The sequence below is a fragment of the Streptomyces sp. NPDC047061 genome, from assembly GCF_040643955.1.
Classification (GTDB): Bacteria; Actinomycetota; Actinomycetes; order Streptomycetales; family Streptomycetaceae; genus Streptomyces.
In genome coordinates, this window is sequence record NZ_JBEYVI010000007.1 from 152072 (window position 1) to 177645 (window position 25574).

A 25574-nucleotide genomic window follows, 5' to 3' on the forward strand; every position below is an offset into this window, starting at 1 on the left:
CGCTCACCGCCAGCCGAAGGAGTCGCTGACGATGCGCCACGGGTCGACGTTGTCGGCGTTGACCGGCCCCGACAGGGTCAGGTCCACCTCGTGCCCCACGCGGTAGAAGGCGTACCGCTCGAAGGCGTCCCGCACCACCTTGCCGGTGACCGGGTCCTTCGCCGAGTCACCCTGGTAGGTCAACAGGACCACGCGTCCGGCGTGCCGGGTCACCTCACTCACCTTGGGCGAGGAGAACTTCGGTACCTGGGAGCGGAGTTGGGGCACGACGGTATTGGTCACCGAGCCGACCGTGGGCGCGCCGGAGGCCGAAACCGCGGTGATCCGCACGGTGTTGAGCTTGTCGGTGAACGCGGTGGTGCCGCCCTGGCCGGTGCGGGCCCAGCCCTCGGGCACCTTCAGGGTGAAGCCGGTGAAGGAACCGCCGGCCGGCCGGTAGGAGACGTACACCTGGCTGTCGGGGATGTCGCCGGGCGGGTTGGACTCGGTGGGCGCCGGCTGGAGCTGGCCGCCTGCGGTGGTCGGACCGGACGCGGGGCCACCGGAACCGGCGTGCGAGCCGGAACCGGAACCGGAACCGGAACAGCCCGCGGTCACCGCCGCCACGAGGGTCAGCCCGACTACCGCGTACGTCCTTGAGTGTGCTGCCATGGCCACTGCCCTCCAGGGGAACCTCGGACCGGACGGTCATGGCACCGACGCTAGGAAGCAGCCGGTTAACGCCCTGCCCGCCGAGGGTTAGACGACGGCAAAAGCGTGTGGCGCAGCGCATCGGCCCAGGTGGGCGGCGCGCATGATGAGGGCATGAGACAGCGCGTGGTGCGAGTCGCCCTGACCGCCGCCCTGGTCGCCGTCGTCCTCCTCGCGGTCCCGCTGGCCCTGGCGATCAGGTCGTCCCTGTACGCAGACCAGCGCGACACCCTGGAACGGGCGGCCCTGGCCGCGGCCGTACGCGTGAGCCCGGACTTCGTGACCGGAGACCCGGTGGAACTGCCCGCGCCCCCGGCCGGCGGGCGCCTCGGCCTGTACGACCCGCAACTGCGCCTGCGCGCGGGCAGCGGCCCACGGCCCGGTGACACCCCGGTCCGTCAGGCCCTCGGCGGTGAGCTGGTGCGGGGCCGGGCGGGCGCCGACCTGGTGGTGGCCGTGCCCGTCTCGCACGCCGAGAAGGTGATCGGCGTCGTACGGGCCTCGACCCCCGCCGCCGCTGTGCGCAACCGGGTCCTCGCCGCCTGGACGCTGCTGCTCGGCGTGGCCGCGCTCGCGCTGACCGTCGCCGTCCTTGTCGCCCGCCGGCAGGCCCGGGCGCTGGCCGCACCGCTGGAGGACCTCTCCCGGCACTGCCGGACGGTGACCGAGGGCGACCTGACCGCACGGGCCGCCCCGAGCAGCGTCGCCGAGATCGACCAGGTCGCCCGCACCCACAACGAGATGCTGCACACTCTCTCCGAACTCCTGCGCCACGAACGCGACTTCACCGCCAACGCCTCCCACCAGCTGCGCACCCCGCTCACCGGCCTGCACCTCGCCCTGGAAGCGGGCCTCGCGCAGGACGACGACACCCGGCTGCGGCCCGTGCTGGCCGAGGCGCTGGCCACCACCGAGCGACTGCACCACACGGTGGAGGAGGTGCTGCGCCTGTCCCGTTCCCGGGAGACGGCCCGCCCCACCGCCGGGACGATCGCCGTACGACAGCTGCTGCGGGAGACGGAGGAACGGTGGCACGGCCTCTTCGCCCAGGACGGCAGACGCCTGGAGTGCGCCGGCCAGGACGCACCGGCCGACGTCCGCGTCCCCGGCGCGGCCGTGTCGGAAGTGCTCGGCATCCTGCTGGACAACGCCCGGGCGCACGGGCGCGGCACGGTCCGCGTGACCGTGCGGGACCTCGAGGGCGCCCTCGCCTTCGACGTGCGCGACGAGGGTGCCGTGCCGGGCGAGCCGGCCCGGCTCTTCGACCGCGGCCGCAGCGGGGACGGGCAGGGAACGGGCATCGGCCTGGCCCTCGCCCGGGACCTGGCCGTCTCGCTCGGCGGCAGGCTCTCCCTGACCGGCCGGCACCCGGCCACGTTCACCCTGCTCCTCCCGGTGGCCCAGGACGAGAACCAAGAGGCGGGGACACCCGGGTGAGACGGAGCGCGAGACCGCCGGGCTGAGCAATTTCACGCAAACCACTTACCGACTACATCCTTGTAGACGTCAGATGAACTGTAGATGATCGAACCGGAGCGCCCACAGACGAGACACCGACGGAAGACGAGACAGAGGAGACAGTCCTTGGCTGACACCCATCGGGGCGGAATGGGCGTCGAGACCCGTCCTCGTACCGCGACGCACGTGGCGGCACCGCCCCCGACCCGGGCGTCGGCCCTCGGCGTCCCGGACGCCGCGCCCCAGCAATGGCACCGGGGCATGACCCTGGTGGCCACGATCAGCCTGTTCATCGGCACGCGCGCCGCCTGGACGACCGCGATGGCGTCGAGTCCGGCGGTCGCCGGTGTCATCTCCGGCTGCTACGCCGCCATCCTCGGCTGCGCCGTCCTCAGCCTCCTCGTACGCGGCCGACGGGCGCTGATCAGGGTCGACGCGGCCGTACTGGTCACCGCCGTCGCCCTGGTGGTCTGCGGTTACCTGCTCGACCACGCCGGCAGCGACGAAGGCGTGCTGACCGCCCAGGCCGCGAGCCAGATACTGCACGGACAGCCGGTCTACGGCCGGCCGTGGCCCTGGTTGTTCGCCACGCACGGCGTCGGGATCACCAAGACCATGTCCGGCGGCGCCGACTACACGTACGGCTATCCGCCGCTGACCGCCCTGCTCGCCGCACCGGTGTACGCCGTCCTCCACTCGACGGCGGCCGCCACCCTGGTCCCCACCCTCGCGCTCCTCGCCGCCTCGGTCCTGCTGTGGTTCCTGCTGCCGGCGCCCTGGCGGTCCGCGGCCACGGCCGTCTGCCTCGGCTTCGGTCTCCTGCCCCACTACGCCTACTCCGGCTACCCGGCCGTCACGGCCCTCGCCCTGCTCGTCCCCGTCGTGGTCCGGTGGCCCGGCACGGGGGAGGGCGGCTACCTCGGGCCGAGGGGCGTACTGCGGGCGGCCTGTCTGGGCGCCGCCTGCGCCGCCCAGCAACTCGCCTGGTTCCTCGCCCCGTTCCTCCTGATCGGCCTGTACGCCGTCCGGCGCGGCGAACTCGGCCCCCGGCGCGCCCTCGCGGTCACCGCCCGCTACACGGCCACGGCGGCCCTCACCTGGGCCGCGGCCAACGCCTACTTCGCCGTCCAGGACTTCCCGGCCTGGCTGAACGGGATCCTGCTGCCCCTGGAGCAGAAGGCGATCCTGCACGGCCAGGGCCTGATGGGCATCTCCTACTACTTCACCGACGGCAGCAGCCGCCTCGACTACTACTCCTACGGCAGCCAGCTGCTCCTGCTCGGCCTGCTCGCGGCCACGCTGCTGTTCGTGCGACGGCTGGGCCCTGCCCTCACCGTCCTGCCCTGGCTCGCCTTCTACCTGGCCACGCGTTCCCAGGACGGCTACTTCCTGATGATGACCCCGCTGTGGCTGGCGGCCGCCGCCACCGTCCCGGCCGCCGCGTTCGCCACCGCCTGGCAGCCGCGTCCGCCCCGCCTCACCGGCCGCCGCGCCAGGACCGTCGTCGCGGCCGGGCTGCTCGCCCCGGCCCTCGTGTGCGTGGTGATCGCCGCCGCGAGCCCGCCGCCGCTGCGCATGAGCCTCGCCCCGCGCTTCGCCAGGCACGGGTCACGTGTCGGTGTCACCACCATCGACGTCCGGGCCGTCAACACCACCGGTACGGCACTCGAACCGCACTTCGCGAGCCGCACCGGCCAGGGCGCCTCCAACTGGTGGACGATCGCCTCGGGTCCCACCGTGCTGGCCCCGCACGCCACCTCGGAGTACCGGGTGGAACCCGAAGGAGGCTTCCGGGTGATGCCTGGTGGCCACGGGCCGGGGAGCTATCTCATCGCCGTCACCGGCACGCCGATGACGATCACCTCGGCCCACATCCCGGCCGCCGCTTCGGCCGTCCGGTAAGGCGGTCGGTGGGCTCCGGGCGGGCCGACGCCCGGCGGCGGTCAGGATATGTTCAGGAACGGCCTGGCAGGGTCGGTCGGCATGACCCATGAAACGTCTGCGAGCCAGGTGGTTCCGGAGGCCGGCCGGACAGCCGCTTCGGGTCATCGCCCGCGCCGGAACAAGGTGCCCGAACCCACCGTCTACTTCTGGATCATCAAGGTCCTGTGCACCACGGTCGGCGCGACCGCGGCCGACCTGCTGAACGAGAAGGCCGGCCTGGGGCTGACCGGCGGCTCGGTGCTGATGAGCGCCCTGCTGGCCGTCGTCCTGGTGGTCCAGTTCCGCACGAGCGCCTACCGGGCGGGCGTGTACTGGCTCACCGTGGCGCTGATCAGCATCTGCTCCACGCTGATCAGCGACGACCTCACCGACACCGTGGGCGTGCCGCCGGCGACCGCAACGACGGTCTTCGCGGTCGTCCTCGCCGTCGTGTTCGTGGTCTGGTACCGGCGCGAGCGGACCCTGTCCCTCCGCCACATCGACACCGCCGGCCGCGAGTCCTTCTACTGGCCGGCGGTGTTCTTCACGTTCGCCCTGGGCACCGCCGCCGGTGACCTGGTGTCCGAGCGCCTGGACCTCGGGTACTGGCTGTCCGCCGCCCTGTTCGCGGCAGCCATCGCCGCGGTGGCCATCGCGCACTTCGCGCTGGACCTGGACGCGGTGTGGAGCTTCTGGACCGCCTACCTCCTCACCGGCCCCCTCGGCGCCTCCGTCGGCGACTACCTCGCCCAGCCCACCGGCGACGGCGGCCTGGGGTTGGGCACCGTCGTCACCGGCGCCCTCTTCCTGACGGTCGTCCTCGGCACGGTCGTCTACCTGTCCGCCACCCGCGTGGACGTCTCCGAACCGGAGCACCCGGCGGTACCCGCGCTCTGAGCCGAGGGAACAGCGGTACGGGGTCGCCGGGGGCGCACCGCCGGCCCGGGCCGCAGCCTGACGACGGCGTCCAGGCCGCCGCCCGGCACCGCGTTCAGGGCGACGTCTCCACCGCCGGCCCGGGTGAGCCGCTGAACCATGGAAAGGCCCAGGCCGGTGCCGTCGTGGTGGGCGTCGGCGGCCCGCCAGAAGCGGTCGAAGGCCCGTTGCCGGTCGGTCTCGGTCATGCCTGGGCCCTGGTCGATCACATGCAGTTCGACCGTGCATCCGTCGTCCGCCGTCGCGGTGGTGGTCGCCAGGGTGATCGTGGTGCCGGGCGGTGAGACGGACAGGGCATTGGACAGCAGGTTGTCGAGGATCTGTTCCAGTGCGCCCGCGACGGCCCACACCTGGCCGACCTCGGGCCCGGTCACCGCGATGCCGACACGCTGATCGCCGGCGAACGCCGTCCAGATGGCCGCGCGGTCGGCGACGACGGCGTCGAGGTCCACGACCTCCGGCGTGATCGCCGAGTTCTCCAGCCGGGCGAGGGCGAGCAGTCCCTGGACCATGCGGCTGAGGCGGGCGACCTCGTCGATCGCGTCGCCGAGGCTGTCCTGGGCGCAGGCGGCGAGGTGGGGTTCGAAGTTCTCCAGACGCAGGCGCAGGGAGGTCAAGGGCGTCTTGAGCTGGTGCGACGCCTCCGAGGCGAAGGCCTGCTGGGCGTGGAGCAGGTGCTGGAGCCGGGTTGCCGTGCGGGTGAACGTGGCCGTCACCCGGCGTAGTTCGGGCGGTCCGCGGTCGGTGTCCGGAGGGTCGGTCAGGCGGCCGTCGGCCAGTTGCGTCGTGGCCCGTTCCAGCGCCCGCAGCGGGCGGGTGATCCAGCGGGCGAGCGCGAAACCGATCAGCGCGACCACCGCCAGCACGCCCAGGCCGACGACGCCGAGGGCGACCCAGGTGGCATGCACCTTCGCGGCGATCGGGGTGAGCGGGTACAGGGTCCGCACGACGCAGGGGACGGTGTCGCCGGACCCGCCCGGCACGGTGGCGAACAGGACCTTGACGCCCGGGACGAGGTCGTCGCGGATCCCGGTGGCGGGCCGGTCGCGGAGGGCGGTGGCGATGTCCGGCTGGGACGAGAGGTCCGTGCCCACGGCGGTCGCGTCGGCGGAGTCGGTGAGGACCGTGCCGCCCCGGTCGGTGATGACCACACCGCTGCCGGTGCGCCGGGCGTAGTCTCGGGCGAACTCCGGCAGGTCCGACGCCCGCCCGTGTTCGAGTTTCTCCTCGCACACGGAGGCGAGCGTGACCGCGCCCAGTTCCGCCGTGTGGGAGAAGCGGTTCAGCTCGTTGCGGGCGTAGACGAAGCCGAAGGGCACTTCCAGGGCCAGCAGGACGAGCGCCATGAGGCTGAGATAGCTGAGCAGCAGACGGCGCGTCATCGGGCGCTTCCGCGGGGCCGGTCCGGTGCGGCCGGGGCCGGGTCGGGGCCGGTGGGCGGAACCAGACGGAAGCCGATGCCGCGGATGTTCTCGATCCAGGAGGGGTCACCGAGCTTGCGGCGCAGGGCGGCGATGTGCACGTCGAGGGTCTTCGTGGGGCCGAAATAGTCCGGCTCCCACACCGTGTCGAGGATCTGCTGACGGGAGAAGACGGCACCTGGATCCTCGGCGAGGCAGACGAGCAGGGAGAACTCCTTCGGAGCCAGGGCGATCGGCACCCGGCCCACCCGGACCTGACGGGTTCGACGGTCGACGCTGAGGGGACCGATCCGCTGGGCGCCGGCTGCGCCGACCGGGTCCCGGGCGCCGGAGGCTCCGGGCACCGGATCCCCCGCGTCTCCGGGCACGGCCCGGGTGCGTCGGGCCACGGCCCGGATCCGCGCCACCAGTTCCCGGACCCCGAACGGCTTCGACACGTAGTCGTCCGCGCCCAGCTCCAGACCGAGCACCCGGTCGGCCTCGGAGTCCCGCGCGGTGATCATGATGATCGGGACCGCAGAGCGGGCTCGTAGCTCCCGGCAGACGTCGATGCCGTCCATGTCGGGAAGCCCCAGGTCCAGGAGCACCATCGCCGGCTCCGCGGCGGACAGCCCTTCGGCACCGGTGCGCGCGTGTTCCACGGTGAACCCGAAACGGCCCAGTCCCTCCAGCAGGGGCTCGGCCACCCGCTCGTCGTCCTCGATCAGCAGCAGATGCATGCCGACAGGCTCACAAACAGCAGCCCCACCGCGCTGTACAACCGCCGTGCCATTCCCTCGTATCAGTGACCCTTCGGGTTTCTCATGTGACGGCGGCACGCACCCGGTCGTCCATGGGCGCGTGCCGCGGAATTCAGCCGGATGGTGGACTCGTGGAGGAGGGTGGTGTCGGGAAATCCAGAGTATTGCCAGCTCCTGGTGAGGAGATGGTTAAGAAACAGCACGTCGGGACCGCCGGGATTCCGCGGGAGTGCGTGGTGCGGGCAGGTGGAAGTAGCCCATGACCTGCGACTTGCTGCCGCGTGGGCCGCGCGGCAGGCATGGCTGCGCCGTGCTGTGGGCCCTGGATGTGCCGCCGTCGCGGGCTGTGGCAACACTCATGGGCGGCCCTGATTTTCCGGCGTTTCAGGGATTTCGCCTCCGGGCTCTCTGAAAACCGCCTGTATTTCCGCTTGATCGGCGCTTACACGCCTTCCCGTAGTGTCCGAAGCGCGGTCCGATTCAGGTGCGCCGCGTGCTGGAAAATCACTCGACTTCCGGGAATCCGCCATGCCCTCAGATACCTCCCACACGTCCGTGCGTCCTCCGTTCCCGCAGGGGAGAGGTGAGGGGAAGTCCGAGAGGGCGAACGACGAACTGCGGCGGGTGCGCCCGGATCTGGCGGAGCCGTTCGCGGCAGCCCTCCCCGGAGCGCGGGCCACCGTCCTGGGGCGGCTGTGGGGCGCCCTCGCGCGGGAGCCGCTGCCCGGCGTGACCGTCCGGCAGCGCGAGGCGGACACACTGGTCGTGACGCTGCGGAACGGTGACCGGCTCACGGCACCTCACGCGTGTGCCCAGCGGTTCGCCCGGACGCCCGAGGACTTCACGGTGTCGGGGCCCGCGGGGCCGGTGCGCGGGCCGGCGCAACTCCTCGCCCTGCTGGGGCTGTCCGGGTCGGCCGTGGACCGGCTCGCCGCCGAGCTGGACAACAGCGTCGTCAACCTCGCGCTGGCCCGCGCCGCGAATCCCGGACGGCCCGGCAGGCCGCGCGATTCGGCCGACGCGGAGCAGGCGGTGGTCGACGGCCACCCGCAGCACCCGTGCTGCCGTACCCGTACCGGCATGTCCGTCGCCGAGGTCCTGGCCTACGCACCCGAGCACCACCCGGTGGTCGAACTGGCCCTGCTGCCCGTCCCGGCCGACCGCTGGCAGAGCGCGGGCACCTGGCCGGCGGAGCTGCGGGACGGCGACACCTTCCTGGTCCCGGTCCATCCCTGGCAGCGGGACCATGTACTGGCACGCCACCGCGACCTCGCCGTGACGGGGCGGACGATCCCGGCCCGGCCGCTGCTGTCGCTGCGGACGCTCGCACCGGTGGCCGATCTGCCCGGCCGTCACATCAAGACCGCCCTCGACGTGCAGGTCACCAACTACCGGCGGACCATCTCGCCGGCGGAGGTGGCCGACGGGCCGGCCCTGTCGGAGCTGGTCTCGGCCGTCGTCGACAAAGCCGGGTTCGGCGACAGCCTCCGGGTGCTCCGGGAGTCGGGCGGTGGCGCGGTCCGGGTGGACGGACGAGCGTCCGGCAGCCTGGCCGCGATGGTCAGGGAGTCCACCGACTCGCACCTCGGCGACGGTGAGATCGCCGTCCCGCTGACGGCGGTGCACGCGACCGGCGCCGCCGTCGTGGCGGGCGATCCGGTGTGCTGGCTGCGGGACTTCGCCACGCTGGTACTGCCGCCCGCGCTGACCCTGCTGTCCATGGGCGTCGCGCTGGAGGCCCACGGCCAGAACACCCTCGTCGTCCTCCGGGACGGGAGGCCGCTGCGCGTGCTCTACCGGGACCTGGACGGGGTCCGGGTCAGTCCGCGCAGGCTGGCCGCCCAGGGATTCACCCTGCCGCCCCTGGCCGGCACCCGGGCGGGCGACGACCCGGACGCGCTGCGCACCAAGCTCTTCGGCGCGCTGCTCAGCGGGGTCTTCAGCGAACTGGTCGACGTCCTCGCCCGGACCCGCGCCATCGACCCCGGGACGCTGTGGGAGACGGTGGCCGAGGCCGGTCGCCGCGCGTACGCCGAACTGCCGGACCACGGGGACGAGGCCGTCTTCTTCGGCGACACCCTGCCGCTGAAGGCCACCATCGCGATGCGTCTGGCCGACGACCCCGGCCGGGCCCAGTGGACCCCCCTCCCCAATCCCCTCACCCGGTACCGCTACTTCTGACGCACGGGAGCCACCCCATGACCACCTCCGCCCTCGCGCCCGGCACCACCACCGCTCCACGGACCGATCCGCCGGACGGGACCGCCGACGCCGTCACCGCCCACACCCTGCTCAACTGCCTCGTCCGCGAGGTGTCCGCCCCCGAGCACCAGGTGACAGTCGACCACGACCACCTCCTGCTGCGCCTGCCCCATCGCGGCCTGCTGCTGCGGGCCCGGCTCCGCCGGGTCTCGATGATCGGCGCCCACCGCTTCGAGGGCCCCGTCCAACGACTCCACGACGCCGCATGGGCCACCGTCGACTGGCGGGAACTGGCCGGCTACGTCCAGGAGGAACTCGAACTGCGCACCGGCACGGCCAACGACGAGTTCCTGGCCCAGGTCGCCGACAGCCACGACACCATCCGCACCACGCTGGAACACCGCACCACGCTGGAACACCGCGCCACCTTTGACCGCCGCGCCCGTCCGGCACCGCAACCGGGCTTCGGTCCTGACCTCTATCTGGCCTCGGAGCAGGCGCTGGTGTTCGGGCACCGCTTCCACCCCACGCCCAAGGCCCGCAGCGGGGACCCGGCGGACTGGCTGGCGTACGGACCGGAGACCGGGGCCCGCATCCGCCTGCACCACCTGGCCGTACGCCGCGAACTGGTGCGGGAGGAGGGCGAGTCGGGGGAGCTGGACAGGCTGGGTCCGCCGGTGGACCCGCAGTACGTGACGCTCCCGGTGCACCCCTGGCAGTTCCGGTTGCTGCGCGGCCACGAGGGGCTGTGCGCGGCGATGGCGGAGGGCGCCGTCGTGGACGCGGGCGTCAGCGGGCCCGCATGGGTGCCCACCGCGTCGGTGCGAACGCTCTACCAGCCGGACGCGGACACCTTCCTGAAGTTCAGCCTCAACGTCCGTATCACCAACTGCCTGCGCAAGAACGCCGGTTACGAACTGTCGGGTGCCGTTGCCCTGAACCGGCTGGTCCAACCCGTCATGACCAGGCTCGCCGACCGCTTCCCCGGCTGCGCGCTGCTCGCCGAGCCCGGTTACCGCACCGTCGCCGTCGGCGGCGACACCGACCTGGCCGAGGGTTTCGGCGTCATCGTGCGCTCCGGCCTGCGTCCCCACCTCCGTTCGGGCGTGACGCCGCTGCTCGCCGCCGCCGTCGCGGACGAGTACCCCACCAGCCAGGCCCACGTCTCCCACCTGCTGGCCCGCGGCGAAGGAGACCTCCTGGCCTGGTGGGAGGCGTACCTCGGGTTGCTGCTGCCGCCCGTGCTGGCCGCGTACTTCGAACACGGCATCGTCCTGGAACCCCACCTGCAGAACGTCGTCGTCGGCGTGCGGGCGGACGGCATGCCCGCACAGATGCTGTTCCGCGACCTGGAGGGCACCAAGCTCCTGCCCCGCCATCACGAACGGTTCCTGTCCACTCTGCCGGAGGACGTCCGCGGGCCGCTGACCTACGACGCCGAACGCGGCTGGAACCGGGTCGCGTACTGCCTGCTGGTCAACCATGTCGCCGAGGTGCTCGGCGCCCTGGCCGACCTTCGGCCGGCCCTGGAACCCGCGCTGTGGGGCCTGGTCCGCGACCACATCGGCGCCTACGCCCGCTCCGCCGGTGAACCACCCCGCCTGCGTGCCCTGCTCTCCGGCGTGCCGCTGCCCGCCAAGGCCAACCTCCTGCTGCGCTGGGCCCGCCAGGCCGACCGGCACGCCCACTACGTTCCCCTGCCCAGCCCGCTCGGCGCGGACTTCCCCCGCGAGGTGACGCCGTGAGGCCCGCGCTGCTGCACCACATCGGCCGGCTGGCCGACGACGACCTGCCCGCCTACCTCTACGACCTGCCCGGCCTGCGCGAGCACGTCCGCGCCGTCCGGGCCGCGCTGCCCCGCCGCGTCGAACTGCTCTATGCGGCGAAGGCCAACTCCGACCCCCGGCTGCTGCAGACCCTGGCCGAGCACGTCGACGGGTTCGAGGTCGCCTCCGGCGGCGAGATCCGCCAAGTCCGCGGCCTCCTCCCCGAAGCCCGGATCGCCTTCGGCGGCCCCGGCAAGACCCCGGCGGAACTGGCCGAGGCCCTGGACGCGGGCGTGGAGCGCCTGCACGTCGAGAGCGAACACGAGCTGCGCACGCTGACGACCGTGCTGGGCGACCGCACGGTCGACGTGCTGCTGCGCGTCAACGTGCCGGTGCTGCTCCGTTCGGTCTCCCTGGTCATGGGCGGCTGTCCCAGCCCCTTCGGTCTGGACCCCGCCCAGCTGGACCCGTGCCTGCGGATCATCGCGGCCGACGGCCGTATCCGGCTGCGCGGGCTGCACGTCCACCTGGCCAGCGGCCTCGACGCGCGCGCCCACCTGGCCCTCGTCGCCCAGGTGATGGCCTGGGCGGACCGCTGGGCGCACCAACAGGGGATCGCACTCGACGAAGTCAACATCGGCGGCGGGATGGGCGTCGACTACACCCGTCCCGACGAGGTCTTCGACTGGGCCGCGTTCGGCGTCGGGCTGTGCCGGACGCTGGAGCGCCATCCCCGTGTCACGCTGCGGATCGAACCGGGCCGCTCGGTCACGGTCTACTGCGGCTGGTACGTCACCCAGGTCCTGGACGTCAGACACAGCCGCGGCCAGGCGTTCGCCGTCCTGCGCGGCGGCACCCACCACCTGCGCACACCGGCCGCGAAACAGCACGACCAGCCCTTCGAGGTCATCCCCGACCGGTCCTGGCAGCACTCCTGGCCCCGCCCGGAGGTCCGCGGCGAGCCGGTGACCCTGGTCGGACAGCTCTGCACGCCCAAGGACGTCCTGGCCCGCCGCGTCATGGTCGACCGGCTGCGGACCGGCGACCGGATCGCGTTCGCCATGGCCGGCGCCTACGCGTGGAACATCTCCCACCACGCCTTCCTCATGCACCCACACCCGACCTTCCACCACCTCGACGACCTGGACGCGCCCGTCGCGGACGCGTACGCAGGCCGACCGGCATGAGCCCGCGGTGCCGCCCGTCCCCCGGCAGACAGCACGGTTCGGCGCTCGCCACCCTCACCGTCCGGGCCTTCCGCCGCTACCTGCTCGGCCAGCTGACCTCCAACATCGGTACCTGGATGCAGCGAGCCGCCCAGGACCTGCTGGTCCTGCAGCTGACCGGCAACAGCGGCAGTGCGGTCGGCATCGTGACCGCCCTGCAGTTCCTGCCCCAGACCCTGTTCGGACTCACCGGCGGAGCCCTCGCCGACCGCTACCCCGGACGCCGGCTGCTGCTGATCACCCAGACCACCATGGCGGCGCAGTCACTGCTGCTCGGCGCCCTGACCGTCACCGGCACGGTGAGCCTGCCCGCCGTCCACGCCCTGGCCGTGGCCCTCGGCACCGCCACCGCCGTGGACGGTCCCGCCCGCAACGCACTCATATCCGACCTGGTCGCCCGCGATCAGGTGGCCGCCGCGGTCAGCCTGAACTCCGCCCAGTTCAACGTCGCCCGGATCCTCGGGCCCGCCGCCGCGGGCCTGACGGTGGCCGCCGTCGGGACCGGCCCGGTGTTCCTGATCAACGCGGTCTCCTACCTGGCGGTCCTGTACGGGCTGTCCGCCGTTCCGCCCGGTGAACTCCGCCACCCCGACCGGGGCCGCCCCGGCGACCAGCGCCTGACCGACGCCTTCCGCCACATCGTCGCCACTCCGGAGCTACGCCGGCCGATCGCGCTCATGGCCTTCGTGGGCACCTTCGGACTCAACTTCCAGGTCACCGTCTCCCTCGTGGCCGTCACCGTCTTCCACTCCGGCACGGCCGCCTTCGGCTGTCTCTCCGCCGCCTATGCCGCGGGCAGCCTCGGCGGCGCGCTCCTCGCGGCCAACGGAAAACGACCGCCCACCGCACGACGTCTGGCCACGGCCACGGTCGTCTTCGGTGCACTGGAGGCCGCGCTGGGCCTGATGCCCGGCTACGCCACGTTCATGGCCCTGCTGGTCCCCGTCGGCTTCGCCGCGGTGATCGTCACCACGACCGCCAACGCCCTGACACAGCTGCACGTCGACCCGCATCTGCGGGGGCGTGTGCTGTCCGTCTACTTCCTCGTGCTCCTGGGCGGCACCCCCATCGGCGCCCCCCTCGTCGGTGTCGTCTCCGACGCCTTCGGCCCCCGCTCCGCGCTGCTCCTCGGAGGCGTGGTCTCAGCGGCGGCCGCACTCGCCCTCGGGGCTCGCGGCACCGCCGATGTGGCAGTCAGGATGTGTTCAGGTTCCGGCTGGCACAGTCGGGCACCATGACCGATGAAACGTCTGCTGGTCCGGTGGTTCCCGAGGCGGGCTCACCCCGTTTCTCCGGCACTCGCGCGCCGCACAGGTTGAATCCCGGGACGAATTTCCTGGAATTATCGCCGGCTTTACCGGCCGGGGTTCGTGGGAATGAGGGCCTCCCGAAATAGGGAGCCATGCCAGGAACGCCAGCCCTGTCGCGAAAAAGAATTCCGGCGGCGCGGCCGGAGCAGGTCCGACGAGAAGTCGAAGTCATGCCGCGGACCTGCGAATACGACATCGCGCTGAGCCGTGCATTTCCAGAAAATCACCGTTCCGCAGACGTGAGGGACGCCCCTCCGTGCTGCCACCCGTTCCCTGCGAGGGTCACATGACAACTGCGACGACGTCCGAGGGCCTTCGGACGCCTGCCAGGCAGATGCTGAACAAGGTTCCCGAGGTCACGATCTGGTTCTGGATCATCAAGATCCTGTGCACCACGGTCGGCGAGAGCTTCGCCGACTGGATCAACATGAACCTCGGCGTGGGCCTCATCAACACGGCGTTGATCTTCACCGTGGTTCTGGCGGGCGTCATGGGCTGGCAGCTCACCACCAAACGCTATGTCCCGTTCGTGTACTGGCTCACCGTCGTGGTGGTGAGCGTGACCGGCACCCTCTACACCGACATCCTCACCGACAGCCAGGGCGTCCCCCTCGCGCTGAGCACCAGCGTGTTCTCCGCCCTCCTGGCCGTCGTCTTCGGGATCTGGTACGCCCGCGAGCGGACCCTGTCGGTCCACACCATCACCACCCGTCCCCGTGAGCTCTTCTACTGGCTCGCGGTCCTGGTCACCTTCGCCCTCGGCACCGCGACCGGCGACTGGACCCTGGAACTGACCGGCTGGACCGCAGGCGTCTCCGTGTTCCTGCCTCTCGGACTGATCGTCGCGATCGTCCTCGGATGGCGCCTCGGCGCCAACGCGGTGCTCTCCTTCTGGCTCGCCTACATCCTCACCCGCCCGCTCGGCGCCAACCTCGGCGACTGGCTCGGCTCGCCCGGCGGCGACGGCGGCCTGGGTCTCGGCACCGCGGCGACCAGCGTGATCTTCCTGGGCGCGATCCTCGCCACGGTCGTGTACCTCACGGTCAGCCGCAGCGATGTCATCGAGACCGACGCTCTCACTCATGCCCCGCAGGCGCTGAACCCGGCGCGCGAGCGGATCATGCTCGGTTACTACGCCGTCGTGGCGGTCGCGACCGCGGCTCTGCTCGTCTGGGCACACCACCAGCCTCACGCGGCCGCGGCCAGTGAGGAGGACGCCCCCGCACCCGTGACCGCCCACCTCACCCCGAAGCAGGCGACGTCGCCGTTCCCCCCGGCCGAGATCGCGAAGTTCCGCACGATCGCGGCCGACACCCTGGCCAAGCTCAATTCGGGCAGCCAGTCGGCCGCGACGACCCGGGTGACCGACCTCGAGACCGCCTGGGACAAGGACCAGTCCACTCTTGAGCCCAAGAGCGAGCAGTCCTGGCACTTCCTCGACGGCGAGATCGACCAGGTCCTGACCGCGCTGCGCGCCCCGAGCCCCGACAAGGCCACCGAGGTCAAGGCACTCGACACCCTCCTCACCTCACTCGGCTGACCGGCCACGACGACGACGGACCGCCTCGGCGTATCCTCTGCGCCGAGGCAGTCGGCAGACCGAGCCGGAGTCGGCACGCGGACCGCCGGCAGCCACGGCCGCCGGCGCCGGAAGCCGTGCAAGGGCTGATGCCGGGTTCCGGGGAGGGTGTCAGCGTGTCCCGGGCAGGCCCCCAGGGGGGCACCCGGCGGGCGGTCCGCGGCGATGGCGGGGCCGTGTTCTTGGTTGAGGAGTGGCGAGAATGAGCGAACACCGGCGCCGACCGTCGGGGAGGAGCGCGCCGCCCGGCGCATCGTCCGGCATACCGTCCGGCTCCGACGGCGTGCCGGACGGTGGCCGGGCCGCGGCACGCAGAGCTGCCCGGGCCCAGGGCGGGCGTACCCACCGCGCGGCGGGCACCCCACGTACGGACGCCCGGCGTACGGACGCCCGGCGTTCCGGTCGGCGCCGGCTGATCGACTACCCGCGGGCGGGCAGGCGCGGCGTCCGGCGGTGGCTGCCCTCGTGGAAGCTGGTGTCCGGCACCTTCCTGCTGTTCGTCGGCGGCCTGGTCGGCCTGTTCGGCTATGCCTACGCGACGACGACGATCCCCGGCGCGAACCCCAGTACCCAGGCGCAGAGCAACACCTACTACTGGTCGGACGGCTCGGTGATGGCCACCCAGGGGTCGACCAACCGGCAGAACGTCGATCTCGCGCAGGTCCCGAAACTGGTCCAGTGGGACTTCCTCGCCGCGGAGAACGCCACCTTCTACTCCGATCCGGGCGTCGACACGCAGGGCATGCTCCGCGCCGTCTACCACATGGCCACGGGCGGTGAGGTGCAGTCCGGATCCACCATCACCCAGCAGTTCGTGAAGAACACCTACCTCAACCAGGACCAGTCGGTCGGCCGCAAGCTCAGGGAGATCATGATCTCCCTGAAGATCGGCGGCCAGATGTCCAAGCAGGAGATACTGCAGGGCTACCTCAACACCTGCTACTACGGCCGGGACGCCTACGGGATCGAAGCCGCGGCCCGTACCTATTACCACGTGCACGCCGTCCAGCTGAACGTCAGCCAGGGGGCCTTCATCGCCGCCACGGTCAACGAGCCGAGCCTGCTGATGCACGCCGACACCGATCCGCAGGCCAAGGCCCAGGCCAAAGCACGCTGGACGTACGTCCTGGACCGCATGGCCAAGATCCACCAGATCACCGACGCCCAGGAACAGCACTACCTGGCGGCAGGCTTCCCCACGCCCGAGCCGTACACGCCGTCGGCGGGAATGTCCGGGCAGACCGGTTACCTGACGCAGACCGCGGCGAAGTACGTCGAGGCCCACACCTCCCTCACGGACCAGCAGCTGGAGCGCGGCGGCTACCAGATCTACACGACCTTCGACAAGAAGAGGGTGAACGCGCTGTCGGCGTCCGTCACGGCGATGGAGCACCGGCACCTCGACCCGAAGCACCGCTCGGCCGACAAGAACGTCCAGGTCGGCGCGGCGTCGATCGATCCGTCCACCGGAGCGATCGTGGCACTGTACGGAGGGGCCGGCTGGAACAAGGGGCACTGGACGGACAACGCGGACGCGACCGGTGTGCCGGTCGGCTCCACCTTCAAACCCTTCGACCTGGCCGCCGCTCTCGACCACGGCGCCGTCCTGTCTCCCGGGCAGCAGGCCTCACCGATCACCCCGGCCTCGAAGTTCGACGGCGACGACGGCATCACCATCAAGAACCAGCAGGGCCAGGAGCTGCCGGACCCGAACGACCCCACGGGGCTCCTGCACCAGCGCAACGACGTGACCACGAAGTGGGGTTACATCACCCTGCGCAAGGCGATGGAGGAGTCGGTCAACACGCCCTACGTCCAGCTCGGCGAGTACGTCGGCTACGACAACGTGGAGAGCGAGGCCCTGAAGGCGGGGCTGCTGCGCACGAGCCTGCAGTACGACACCCCGGGCTTCTACATCGGCACCTCCACACCGTCGGCGATCCGCATGGCCGACGCGTACGCCACCTTCGACGACGGCGGGATCCAGCACGAGCCGTACTCGGTGACCAGGGTCGTCGCCGACGGCCGCCAGCTGTCCGGCTTCGCCAGGCCCAAGGGCACCACGGCCATGCCGTCCTCGACCGCCGACACCGTCACCGACGTCCTGCAGGACGTCGTCAAGCACGGCACCGGTACCCACGCCCAGGCCCTGGGCCGCCCCGTGGCCGGCAAGACCGGCACGACCGACGACTACAAGTCCGCCTGGTTCATCGGCTACACCCCGCAGCTGACCACGGCCGTGAGCATGTTCAAGGAGGACCCGAAGAACGCCGGCCTGCAGTCCATGCAGGGCGTCGGCGGCTACGCCAAGGTCTTCGGCGCCGACATGCCCACCGAGGTGTGGACCGGCTACATGACCGCCGCCCTCCGGGGACAACCCGTCGAGCAGTTCCCGCCCGCACCCCAACTGGGCCAGGGCACGGACGAATTCGGCGCCCCCTCGCCCACACCCTCCGCTACCGCACCCCCGAGCACACCCACCGCCACCCCGACCGCACCGGCTGCCCCGAACCACACCACCGCACCGTGCCACCGGCATCGGCGGCACTGCGTCAGCCCGAGCCCGACCGACACCACCGGCACCACCGCCGGCGGGCTGCTCGGCGGCACGACCGGCGGTAACACCTCACCCTCCCCGACGACCAGCTCACCGACCCCGGCCTTCACCCGCCGAGGAGCCTGAGCCGCCGCACGGTGGCCCTGACGCCTCGGCGGTCCGCACGCCACGCCGTCCGACCAGGCACGCGGCAGGCGTTCAGGCTCCGTTCAGGCACCCGCTGCCAAGGTCAGTGGTGGTGATCGCCCCGTCGCGGTCGCCCACCAGGCAGGGCGCTCGCCCCCAGTGCGGGGCGGGCGCCCTGCCGTACGACCACACAAGGAGCCCCCCACCTTGCAGCAGCCGAAAGTACTCACCGGCGTCGACGTCGCGAGCACGACGACATCGGTGATGAAGAAACTGCCCGAAGTCACCCTGGCCTTCTGGATCATGAAGATCGCCGCGACGACCCTGGGCGAGACCGCCGGAGACCTCTTCTCCCAGACCCTGAAGCTCGGCTACTTCCTCACCACGATCGCGCTCTTCCTGATCTTCGTGGTGACGCTCGTCGTCCAGCTCCGCTCCAGCCGCTACAACCCGTTCTTCTACTGGACGGTGATTCTCTCCACCAGCATGGCCGGCACCACCATGTCCGACTTCATGAACCGCGACGCCAGCGCCAAGTACCTCTCGAACGGAGCCACTTCACTGGGCTGGGGACCGCAGGGCCTGGGCCTCGGCTACCCGGCGGGCGCGGCGATCCTGCTCTCGATCCTGATGGTCATCTTCTCGGTCTGGCGGCTGAGCGGGATGACCTTCCAGATCCGTGACATCGTCACCTTCCGCGGCGAGGCCCTGTTCTGGTCGGCGATCCTCGTCTCCAACACCCTCGGCACCTCCATGGGCGACTTCCTCTCCGACAGCTCCGGCCTCGGCTACGCCGGCGGCGCCCTGCTGGTGACCGGGCTGCTCGCCGTCCTGGTCGCCCTGATGAAGGTGCCCGTCGTCCCGAACGTCCTGTTGTTCTGGATCGCGTTCGTCCTCACCCGTCCGCTCGGCGCCACCGCGGGGGACTTCCTGACCAAACCGGTCGCCAAGGGCGGTCTGAACCTCGGTACGCCCGGGTCCTCGGCCGTCCTGCTGGCCGTCCTGCTCGGCCTCATGGCCTACGCGCACGTCCGGGAGCGCAGGACCCGCGCCGAGCAGGGGTAACCGGCCGGCCCGCTCGGTCACCAGTACAGCAGCCATCGGCCGTCGCACCACACCCCGTGCCCCTGGAGGGTGAGCCGCTCGTCGTCGGGTTGCACCCGGCTGCTGGGGGCGACCTGGTGCAGTGTGTGCCCGGAGTGGAGCACCATCCGGCCCACGGTGTAGGGGACGTACTGCAGCGGGTGGAAACGCTTGAGGTCGGCGACGGACTCGACCCAGCCCTTCGCCAGTGCCCGCCGGAACTGCTCGTGGCTCACGTCCCAGACGTTCAGGCCGCCGCCCGCCGCGGGCAGCCGGATGGGCAGGGTGAAGGAGATGTGCCGGGTCAGGTCCGTCTCCGGGGGCCAGGAGATGGACTGGTACTGCAGGTCGAAGTGCAGGGGCGCGATCGGCTTGGTGAACACCGCGGCGGACAGCCAGACGTGGAAGCCGGGCAGACCAAGGTGCTCGGGATAGTCGACGTCGGCCGCCAGATGCCTGCCGAGGAGTTCGGCGAGGCGCGCGTAGAGCCAGCCGAAGGAGTCCTGGAGCAGCGGCCGCGAAACGTCCGTGTGCCGCTGGTAGTCGGCCGACCCCGGGTTCGGCGCGAGGTCGAGGTAGCTCGGTGCGCCCAGGGTGAAGAAGGCGGCGGGTTCCGGGCCGCGAGGCGTCCAGTGCCGGCGGAGTGCGTGCACGGCGTCGCGGAGTGCGGCGCCGTCCGCCGCGGTCAGTACGTCGAGCGAGTCGATCACGAGTGCGTCCCCCGGAGCAGTCCGAGGAGCGATGCGGTGATGGTGCCGCCGAGCCGCCGGTCGTACCAGTCGTACGCGGGCATGGGATTGACCTCCAGGCACCAGAAGGTGTCGTCGTCGGCCAGCTTGAAGTCCCAGCCCGCGAAGGACATGCCCAGCCCGGCGGTGTGCCGGACCACCTGCTCCGCGAGGCCCGCGGGGAGTTCGCAGGGGGTGAACCCGGCGTCCCCGTCGGTCCGGTAGTCCACCGCGGCGGACACGATCTCCTCCGCGTGCACCTGGTCCCCGACGACATGGACGCGGACGTCCCGGCCCGGAACGTAACGCTGGAGGTGCACCGGGCCCTGACCGGGTTCGAAGCCGGCCAGGTCGGCCGCGTCGACGAGCCTGCTGGTGGCCCGCACGCCGGAGAGCGCCTTGACGATGGTCGGCCCGGCCGCGGCGAAGGCCCGCAGGCGCTCCGGCGACGAGCCGGTGATGCTCGCGGGCACCCGGAATCCGGCCCGGGCCAGCGACAGTTCGTGGAGCGGTTTGGACCCGTTGTCGGAGCGGATCGAGGGCCGGTTGACCACCAGGCCGGGGATGTGGTCCAGCCAGGCGGTGAGCGCCGTGGTGAGCCAGCGCCAGCGCTGGGCCGACGCGCGGTCCTGCTGCAGGGCCGCCAGATCGGCGACACGGCAGTAGTAGGACCCCTCGGGGTCGAGGACCTGGCCGTCGAGCCTCGCCGACCGGTCCTTGCCCACGGTCAGCTGCCAGTCGCCCGACTCGACGACCTGCCGCAGGTCGACGGCCCGGACCGGTACGGCCTGGGCCTCGGCCTCGGCGACGAAGTGCGCGAACGTGCTCTCGGAGGTGAGGCCGACTGCGTAGATCATGGGAAGAGGACCTTCACGAGTTGAGGACCCAGGCCGAGCCAGACCATGCGCAGCTGTTCCACGTCGGGGAAGGGGTCCACCACGACCGGCCTGGCCCGGGTGAGGTCGGGTGACAGCCGCCAGACCACGGCCGCGAGGTCGAGCCCGAGCTTCGCGACGATCTCCGTGCTGCGCCCCTCCAGGCCGAGCCGGTCCAGATCGACCGGACTGCTGCGCCATCCGTGGTTGCCGAGGACCACCACGCTCTCGAAGAGGGGGTCGGGGTCCGACCACCTGGCCCGGTAGGGACCGTGGCCGTCGGCCGAGGGGTCGCGGCCGTCCGGTAGGTCGGGCCAGGGGCGGGTGTGCCAGGAGTCGAGGTCCTGCACCCACCACTGGGTTCCCTCCTCCTCGGAAGGCTCGGAAGGCTCGGAAGGCTCGGATCGCGCAGACCGCTCGGGAGGCTCGGGAGGCCGGGAGGAGAAGATCTCCGGCGAGCCGACGGGCAGACCCGCCCTGAGTTCTGTGAGCGCCGCGGACGGGGACACCCGGGTGCCCGGCCCGCCGGCCGCCGGGCGGTTGATCACCGGTGCGGGAGTCAGCGCGGCCACGGCCCACAGGTGGGCCAGGCACTCGTTGAACTGGAACTCCGCGTCGAAGCTGACCCGCAGCAGCGGCGGGGCGGGCAGCCGGACGAACATCGGCAGCGTGGGTTCGACCACCGCCGCGGAGCCGTCGACGGTGAGGGTGAACAGCTGCGCGGCGTCGAACACGTCGAGGATCGTCGCCGGGTGGCCGCTGTCCAGCACGAAGTCCCGTACCTCGACGGCCACCGCGTCCTCCGGGTCGGCGACGACGACCAGGCCGGAAGGAGCGCGGCCGGGCGCCTCAGATGACGACACCGCGCCTCCTCAGCAGGCGGTTGACACGGGAGCCGCGCAGCGCCTCGGCGGCTTCGCCCGGCCCGTCCGCGGGGGACCCGGCCGGGGTCTCGTCCGCCTGGACCATCCCGGCCGGGCCGGGGGCGGGCGGCTCCTGCGGTTGCGGTGCGAAGGCGGCCGGGCCGGGCGGGGCCATCGCCCCGTCGAAGCTGTCCTTGCCGTCCTTCGAGTCCTTCGAGTCTTTGGAGTCCTTGTAGTCCTTCGTGTCCTTCGTGTCTTTCGAGTCCTTGAAGTCCTTGGTGTCCTTGGTGTCCTTGAACTCCTTGACCTCTTTGCCCTCCTTCCCGTCCTTGCCGTCTTTGCCGTCCTTGAAGTCCTTGAAGTCCTTCGTCCTTTTCCTGGCAGCCGGCGGGACGCCCTCCGCGGGCACGCCCACGTCCTCCTGCTCGGAGAAGGTCCGACCGGGCTGCGGGGTGTTCCACAGCAGCGCCGTGACGTCGCGCCGCTCGGCGGCCGCGAGGAACGGCCGTATCCGTGACTCGTCAATGGTCCACGTCATGCGTTCACCTGTCCTGGCGACTGGCGGGATGCCGCGCGATACAGCCGCAGCGCCGCGGCCAGACGCCGCTGGGCATCCCTGTGGTGTGGGTTGAGGTTGAGAATCAAGTGGTTCACACCGAGTGACGCGTACGCCCGCAGGCCGTGCGCCACGTCCTGCGGCGAGCCGGTGAGGATGTCGGCGTCCGGCGGTGCCGCGGGACCGGGGCCGGCCGGAGTGCCGTCCTCCCGGTCCACAAGGACGTTGACGCCGAGGGTGATGCCCAGACCGGCCGGATCACGCTTCTCCCGTAGACAGGTCTCCCGCACCCGCTCCAGGGTCTCTACGCTGCCCGACGGAGATCCGAACCAGCAGGCGTTCCACAGGTCCGCGTACCGGGCGGCCAGCGCGGTCATCCGCGGTCCGCGTGCCCCCACCAGGACGGGCGGGCCACCGGGGCGCGCGCCGCGGGGGCGCAGTTCGCCGTCGCGGAGCCGGTGGTGGCGGCCCGCGAAGTCGGCGCGCCCGGTCCGCAGCAGCGCGACGATGATCTGCAGCGCCTCCTCGAAGCGGTCGACCCGGTGGTCGAAGGGGATTCCGAAGGCGTCGAACTCGGGGGCGTGCCACCCGCTGCCGAGGCCGAGGACGAGCCGGCCGCGGCTGACCTCGTCGAGGGTCACCGCCATCTTCGCCAGCACCGCGGGGTTGCGGAAGGCCGTGCACAGCACGAGCGTGCCGAGTTCGACCCGGTCGGTCGCCTCGGCGAGAGCCGACAGCACCGTCCACGACTCCCAGATGCCCTCGGTCGGTCCGCCGGCCTCGCGGAACAGCAGGTGGTCGAAGACCCAGACCGAGTCGAAGCCCGAGTCCTCGGCCTGGAGGGCGAGTGCCCTGATCTCGCCGTACGACGGCTGCCCCCACGGATACTCCGCGAGGGGCAGAACCAGGCCGACCTTCATCGCGTCCCCCCGTGGGCGAGCCCGGACCTCCTTCGGAAATTACAGCAAGCGACGAGGGGTCACAACGGGCGCAGGGGGCGGTATTTGGACGAACGGGAGCACGGATCCGGACTCCCTCGACACGCGGCGTGGCCGCGGCCATCCTGGTCCGGAGCGGACACAGCGGCGTGGCCCGGGGGGAGCGGAAGGGGCCCGACCATGTACGGACACCGTGACGGTACAGGCCCGTAGCGACGGGGCCGTCGTCGCGGGCGGGCACGACACCCACTGACTGCCCAGCCGACGCGTCTGTCGCCGTTCGCGCACCGAAGGAGTCGGATGAATCCTCAGCCGATGGAGTCGCCCCTAGTCGATGTCGACGTACTGGACGAGCCGGGGTGCGTCGACGTGAGCAGACGGCTGGAGTCGCTGCGACCCTGCTGGCTCACCCGGGGTGTCGGCTACTTCACCCTCGGCCTGGCGACCTACCTCGACGTAGCGGTCTCCGACCATCCGCAGGAGACGTACTTCGGGCGACTCGCCCGGCACAACCGGCTGCTGCGTGACCACTTCGGCGACCTTCTCGACCGGGTCGCCGACGTGCTGGCCGTACTGCTGGACATGCCCACGCGGTACGACGAACGAGTGGCGCTGCCCGGTTTCCACGTGTTCGAGGGCGAGGGCATCGCCGACGCACCGAGGCCGAGCCACCACTTCGACCTGCAACACCGGGCGATGCCCTGGCCGTTCGAGATCGCTAGGGTCGAACAGTCCATATCGTTCACGCTGCCGATCGCGCTGCCGCACCGCGGTGGCGCCCTGGACGTCTGGGACATCACCGAGGCGGACATGCTCCGGCTGGAACGCCTGGGCGGGACGTCCGGGACGATCGGCGAGACCACGGAACCGCGGCGCCACGCATACCGAGTCGGCCGCATGGCCGTGCAGCTCACGCCCGTCCTGCATCGCATCGCCGCGGTTCCCGCACGCCATCCCGGGGATCAGCGCATCACCCTTCAGGGACACGGAATCCGCGACGCCGACGGCTGGATCCTCTACTGGTGAACCCGGCAGGCGAGGGGAAAACCCGGGTGGCAGTGCGGAGACGGTGGCCTCCGCGGCGGCATCGCGCTCGCCACCCAGGGCGTGTTCAGTCCCGCCGGAATCGCGGGAATCGCCTGGCTCCTGGGTGACGAGCCGCACATCGAAGGTGCGGCGGGTTGATGGTGGCTGCTCGCCTCCCGCCGCGTCCTTGTCGCGGACGACGAGCTGTTCCTGCTCGCGATCCGGCTACTCGGAAGGCCCGGCCGTCAGGGCTGGACAGGCATGCTGGAGCAGTTGGAGGTGGTCGTCCTGCCGGCGAGCCGGTCGGTCAGCCAAGTGATCGCGTCGCTCTGGTCGGTGAGGAGCGGGGCGAAGTGGTTGAGGAGCGCGCTGAAGAGATTCGGCAGAGTGACGGCCTTGTAGGTGACATCGCCTCCCTTGTGGCACCAGTCGACGGCGAGTTGCCGCGCCTGGGCGTGCGGAACGAGGTTGTCGCTGACGCCGGTTGCGATGCGGACGGGCCCGGACGGTTCGAGGGTGCCGATGCGCTGGCTGTCCAGGAAGGACTGGAGCGCGGGAGTGCCGGCGATGATGTCGCTGATGGACCGTCCGTCGGTCGTCCACCTGGTGCTCTTCGCGTAGGCGTAGCCGAAGATCGCGTCTCCGACGCACATGGTCGACAGATCGGTGAGGGCGGCCTTGCCGGCGGCGTTGAGATGCGCCTCGGCGATCGGCTTCAGTGCGGGGTCGGACTGGAGGAAGCCGTTGAGCGACCAGCCCAGCGCGCCGGCCAGTTCGCTTCCGTCGATGGCCTTGGTCACCGAGGTCAGATCGGCGGGCGGAGCGCCCGCGTAGGTGCCGGCGAGGGTGACGTCGGGGGCGTACGACGCCCGGAGTTCGGCTGCCGCGGCGGTCGCCCCGCCGCCCTGGCTGTAGCCGAACAGCCCCACCCGGGACGCCTTGGTGACGGAGGCCCCGCCGACCGAGCGGGCGGCGCGGGCGGCGTCCAGCACCGCGTGTCCCTCGTCGACGCGGTTGACGTACGTGTGCAGCCGGTCGGTCGCACCGAGGCCGGCATAGTCGGTGACGACCACGGCGATGCCCTTCGCGAGCAGACGGTAGATCGCCAGGTCCTCGTAACCGACGGAAACCGTCTGGCCGTTGACCGTCAGCGGGTGTTCGAGACCCAGGGACGCGGCACACTGGTCGCCCTGTCCCATGGTGCCGGGCGCCACCACGACCAGGGGGCGTGCCCCGCCGCCCCGCCATGCGGCGGTCGGTTCGATGTAGGCGCCGGTCACGGCCACCGGCTGACCGGCCGAGTCCGTGGACTTGTACATCAGACGGGTCGCGCTGCCGGGGAGCGGCCCGTCGAGGCCGGGCAGGCTGAGGGCGAGCGTGAGCGGCTCGCTGCGGACCAGGGTGCCGTCGACGCCGGGCAGGTCGGTGGGCGGGTTGTAGAACGCGGGGATGGTGACTCCCCTGGAGACCACCTCGTCCGCCGCCGATGCGGGGGAGGACGACAGGGCCTGGACGCCCAGGCAGGCGGCAGCGGTGACTGCTGCGGCCAGAAGTCGTCTGCGTGCGGGCAT

Annotated in this window: 20 protein-coding genes; 11 read left to right on the top strand and 9 right to left on the bottom strand. The window is 71.6% G+C overall.

The features are described 5' to 3' along the window. Positions 1-3 precede the first annotated feature (3 nt). Positions 4-651, bottom strand: a complete 648-nt coding sequence (locus ABZ887_RS14125; protein ID WP_361287762.1) for a hypothetical protein — start codon at positions 649-651, stop codon at positions 4-6. 153 nt (positions 652-804) lie between these two features. Between ABZ887_RS14125 and ABZ887_RS14130 the strand changes: the two genes are divergently transcribed. From ABZ887_RS14130 to ABZ887_RS14140, 3 genes are all read left to right on the top strand, one after another. Then, a complete protein-coding gene (locus tag ABZ887_RS14130; protein WP_361287765.1) occupies positions 805-2127 on the top strand; it encodes a HAMP domain-containing sensor histidine kinase in 1323 nt (440 codons plus the stop codon). A gap of 147 nt (positions 2128-2274) precedes the next feature. Beyond that, the gene (locus ABZ887_RS14135) at positions 2275-4050 is read left to right on the top strand and encodes a hypothetical protein (protein ID WP_361287768.1); all 1776 of its coding nucleotides are present in this window, start codon (positions 2275-2277) and stop codon (positions 4048-4050) included. A gap of 81 nt (positions 4051-4131) precedes the next feature. Further along, entirely contained in the window at positions 4132-4968 is an 837-nt protein-coding gene (locus ABZ887_RS14140; RefSeq protein WP_361287771.1) for a hypothetical protein, read from the top strand. Here the strand turns inward: ABZ887_RS14140 and ABZ887_RS14145 are convergent. Beyond that, positions 4905-6389 (bottom strand): HAMP domain-containing sensor histidine kinase, encoded by a 1485-nt coding sequence (locus tag ABZ887_RS14145; protein WP_361287774.1) that lies wholly within the window; start codon positions 6387-6389, stop codon positions 4905-4907. The two genes, ABZ887_RS14140 and ABZ887_RS14145, sit on opposite strands and share 64 nt — an antisense overlap. Beyond that, positions 6386-7147, bottom strand: a complete 762-nt coding sequence (locus ABZ887_RS14150; protein WP_361287777.1) for a response regulator transcription factor — start codon at positions 7145-7147, stop codon at positions 6386-6388. The genes ABZ887_RS14145 and ABZ887_RS14150 overlap by 4 nt, the downstream gene beginning before the upstream one ends. Positions 7148-7792: 645 nt before the next feature. On the opposite strand from ABZ887_RS14150, the gene ABZ887_RS14155 reads away from it, so the two are divergent. From ABZ887_RS14155 to ABZ887_RS14185, 7 genes are all read left to right on the top strand, one after another. Continuing rightward, complete coding sequence (locus ABZ887_RS14155; RefSeq protein WP_361287780.1) at positions 7793-9349, top strand: IucA/IucC family protein; 1557 nt, start codon at positions 7793-7795, stop codon at positions 9347-9349. 17 nt (positions 9350-9366) lie between these two features. Further along, on the top strand, positions 9367-11115 hold the full coding sequence (locus ABZ887_RS14160; protein WP_361287783.1) for an IucA/IucC family protein: 1749 nt from the start codon (positions 9367-9369) through the stop codon (positions 11113-11115). Beyond that, positions 11112-12323 (top strand): type III PLP-dependent enzyme, encoded by a 1212-nt coding sequence (locus tag ABZ887_RS14165; protein WP_361287786.1) that lies wholly within the window; start codon positions 11112-11114, stop codon positions 12321-12323. The genes ABZ887_RS14160 and ABZ887_RS14165 overlap by 4 nt, the downstream gene beginning before the upstream one ends. Further along, on the top strand, positions 12320-13600 hold the full coding sequence (locus tag ABZ887_RS14170) for an MFS transporter (protein WP_361287788.1): 1281 nt from the start codon (positions 12320-12322) through the stop codon (positions 13598-13600). Before ABZ887_RS14165 ends, ABZ887_RS14170 begins: the two co-directional genes overlap by 4 nt. A 406-nt stretch (positions 13601-14006) precedes the next feature. Then, positions 14007-15212 carry a hypothetical protein gene (locus ABZ887_RS14175; RefSeq protein WP_361287790.1) on the top strand — a complete coding sequence of 402 codons (1206 nt, stop codon included), beginning with the start codon at positions 14007-14009 and terminating at the stop codon, positions 15210-15212. A gap of 241 nt (positions 15213-15453) precedes the next feature. After that, a complete protein-coding gene (locus ABZ887_RS14180) occupies positions 15454-17934 on the top strand; it encodes a transglycosylase domain-containing protein (protein WP_361287793.1) in 2481 nt (826 codons plus the stop codon). Positions 17935-18141: 207 nt separating this feature from the next. Then, positions 18142-18999, top strand: coding sequence for a hypothetical protein (locus ABZ887_RS14185; RefSeq protein WP_361287796.1), 858 nt, complete (start codon positions 18142-18144; stop codon positions 18997-18999). A gap of 17 nt (positions 19000-19016) precedes the next feature. On the opposite strand, the gene ABZ887_RS14190 is transcribed toward ABZ887_RS14185, so the two are convergent. Genes ABZ887_RS14190 through ABZ887_RS14210 form a run of 5 tightly spaced genes read right to left on the bottom strand, consistent with a single transcriptional unit; the run spans position 19017 to position 22959 of the window. After that, positions 19017-19727 (bottom strand): hypothetical protein, encoded by a 711-nt coding sequence (locus tag ABZ887_RS14190; RefSeq protein ID WP_361287799.1) that lies wholly within the window; start codon positions 19725-19727, stop codon positions 19017-19019. After that, a complete protein-coding gene (locus ABZ887_RS14195) occupies positions 19724-20602 on the bottom strand; it encodes a hypothetical protein (protein ID WP_361287802.1) in 879 nt (292 codons plus the stop codon). The genes ABZ887_RS14190 and ABZ887_RS14195 overlap by 4 nt, the downstream gene beginning before the upstream one ends. Next, the gene (locus ABZ887_RS14200) at positions 20599-21483 is read right to left on the bottom strand and encodes a hypothetical protein (RefSeq protein WP_361287805.1); all 885 of its coding nucleotides are present in this window, start codon (positions 21481-21483) and stop codon (positions 20599-20601) included. The genes ABZ887_RS14195 and ABZ887_RS14200 overlap by 4 nt, the downstream gene beginning before the upstream one ends. After that, entirely contained in the window at positions 21470-22021 is a 552-nt protein-coding gene (locus ABZ887_RS14205) for a hypothetical protein (RefSeq protein WP_361287808.1), read from the bottom strand. Before ABZ887_RS14205 ends, ABZ887_RS14200 begins: the two co-directional genes overlap by 14 nt. Beyond that, positions 22018-22959, bottom strand: a complete 942-nt coding sequence (locus ABZ887_RS14210; protein ID WP_361287811.1) for an LLM class flavin-dependent oxidoreductase — start codon at positions 22957-22959, stop codon at positions 22018-22020. The genes ABZ887_RS14205 and ABZ887_RS14210 overlap by 4 nt, the downstream gene beginning before the upstream one ends. A gap of 333 nt (positions 22960-23292) precedes the next feature. Here ABZ887_RS14210 and ABZ887_RS14215 point away from each other — a divergent pair, with 333 nt between their 5' ends. Continuing rightward, a complete protein-coding gene (locus tag ABZ887_RS14215; RefSeq protein WP_361287814.1) occupies positions 23293-24003 on the top strand; it encodes a hypothetical protein in 711 nt (236 codons plus the stop codon). Between the two features lie 245 nt (positions 24004-24248). Here the strand turns inward: ABZ887_RS14215 and ABZ887_RS14220 are convergent, their stop codons facing one another. Continuing rightward, a complete protein-coding gene (locus ABZ887_RS14220) occupies positions 24249-25574 on the bottom strand; it encodes a lipase family protein (protein ID WP_361287817.1) in 1326 nt (441 codons plus the stop codon).

What these genes read in the sequence shown, in the direction of transcription:
- ABZ887_RS14125 (WP_361287762.1), bottom strand. Translation starts at nt 651, where the DNA reads ATGGCAGCACACTCAAGGACGTACGCGGTAGTCGGGCTGACCCTCGTG.
- ABZ887_RS14130 (WP_361287765.1), top strand. Translation starts at nt 805, where the DNA reads ATGAGACAGCGCGTGGTGCGAGTCGCCCTGACCGCCGCCCTGGTCGCC.
- ABZ887_RS14140 (WP_361287771.1), top strand. Translation starts at nt 4,132, where the DNA reads ATGACCCATGAAACGTCTGCGAGCCAGGTGGTTCCGGAGGCCGGCCGG.
- ABZ887_RS14145 (WP_361287774.1), bottom strand. Translation starts at nt 6,389, where the DNA reads ATGACGCGCCGTCTGCTGCTCAGCTATCTCAGCCTCATGGCGCTCGTC.
- ABZ887_RS14150 (WP_361287777.1), bottom strand. Translation starts at nt 7,147, where the DNA reads ATGCATCTGCTGCTGATCGAGGACGACGAGCGGGTGGCCGAGCCCCTG.
- ABZ887_RS14160 (WP_361287783.1), top strand. Translation starts at nt 9,367, where the DNA reads ATGACCACCTCCGCCCTCGCGCCCGGCACCACCACCGCTCCACGGACC.
- ABZ887_RS14170 (WP_361287788.1), top strand. Translation starts at nt 12,320, where the DNA reads ATGAGCCCGCGGTGCCGCCCGTCCCCCGGCAGACAGCACGGTTCGGCG.
- ABZ887_RS14175 (WP_361287790.1), top strand. Translation starts at nt 14,007, where the DNA reads ATGCTGAACAAGGTTCCCGAGGTCACGATCTGGTTCTGGATCATCAAG.
- ABZ887_RS14180 (WP_361287793.1), top strand. Translation starts at nt 15,454, where the DNA reads ATGAGCGAACACCGGCGCCGACCGTCGGGGAGGAGCGCGCCGCCCGGC.
- ABZ887_RS14195 (WP_361287802.1), bottom strand. Translation starts at nt 20,602, where the DNA reads ATGATCTACGCAGTCGGCCTCACCTCCGAGAGCACGTTCGCGCACTTC.
- ABZ887_RS14205 (WP_361287808.1), bottom strand. Translation starts at nt 22,021, where the DNA reads ATGACGTGGACCATTGACGAGTCACGGATACGGCCGTTCCTCGCGGCC.
- ABZ887_RS14210 (WP_361287811.1), bottom strand. Translation starts at nt 22,959, where the DNA reads ATGAAGGTCGGCCTGGTTCTGCCCCTCGCGGAGTATCCGTGGGGGCAG.
- ABZ887_RS14215 (WP_361287814.1), top strand. Translation starts at nt 23,293, where the DNA reads ATGGAGTCGCCCCTAGTCGATGTCGACGTACTGGACGAGCCGGGGTGC.
- ABZ887_RS14220 (WP_361287817.1), bottom strand. Translation starts at nt 25,574, where the DNA reads ATGCCCGCACGCAGACGACTTCTGGCCGCAGCAGTCACCGCTGCCGCC.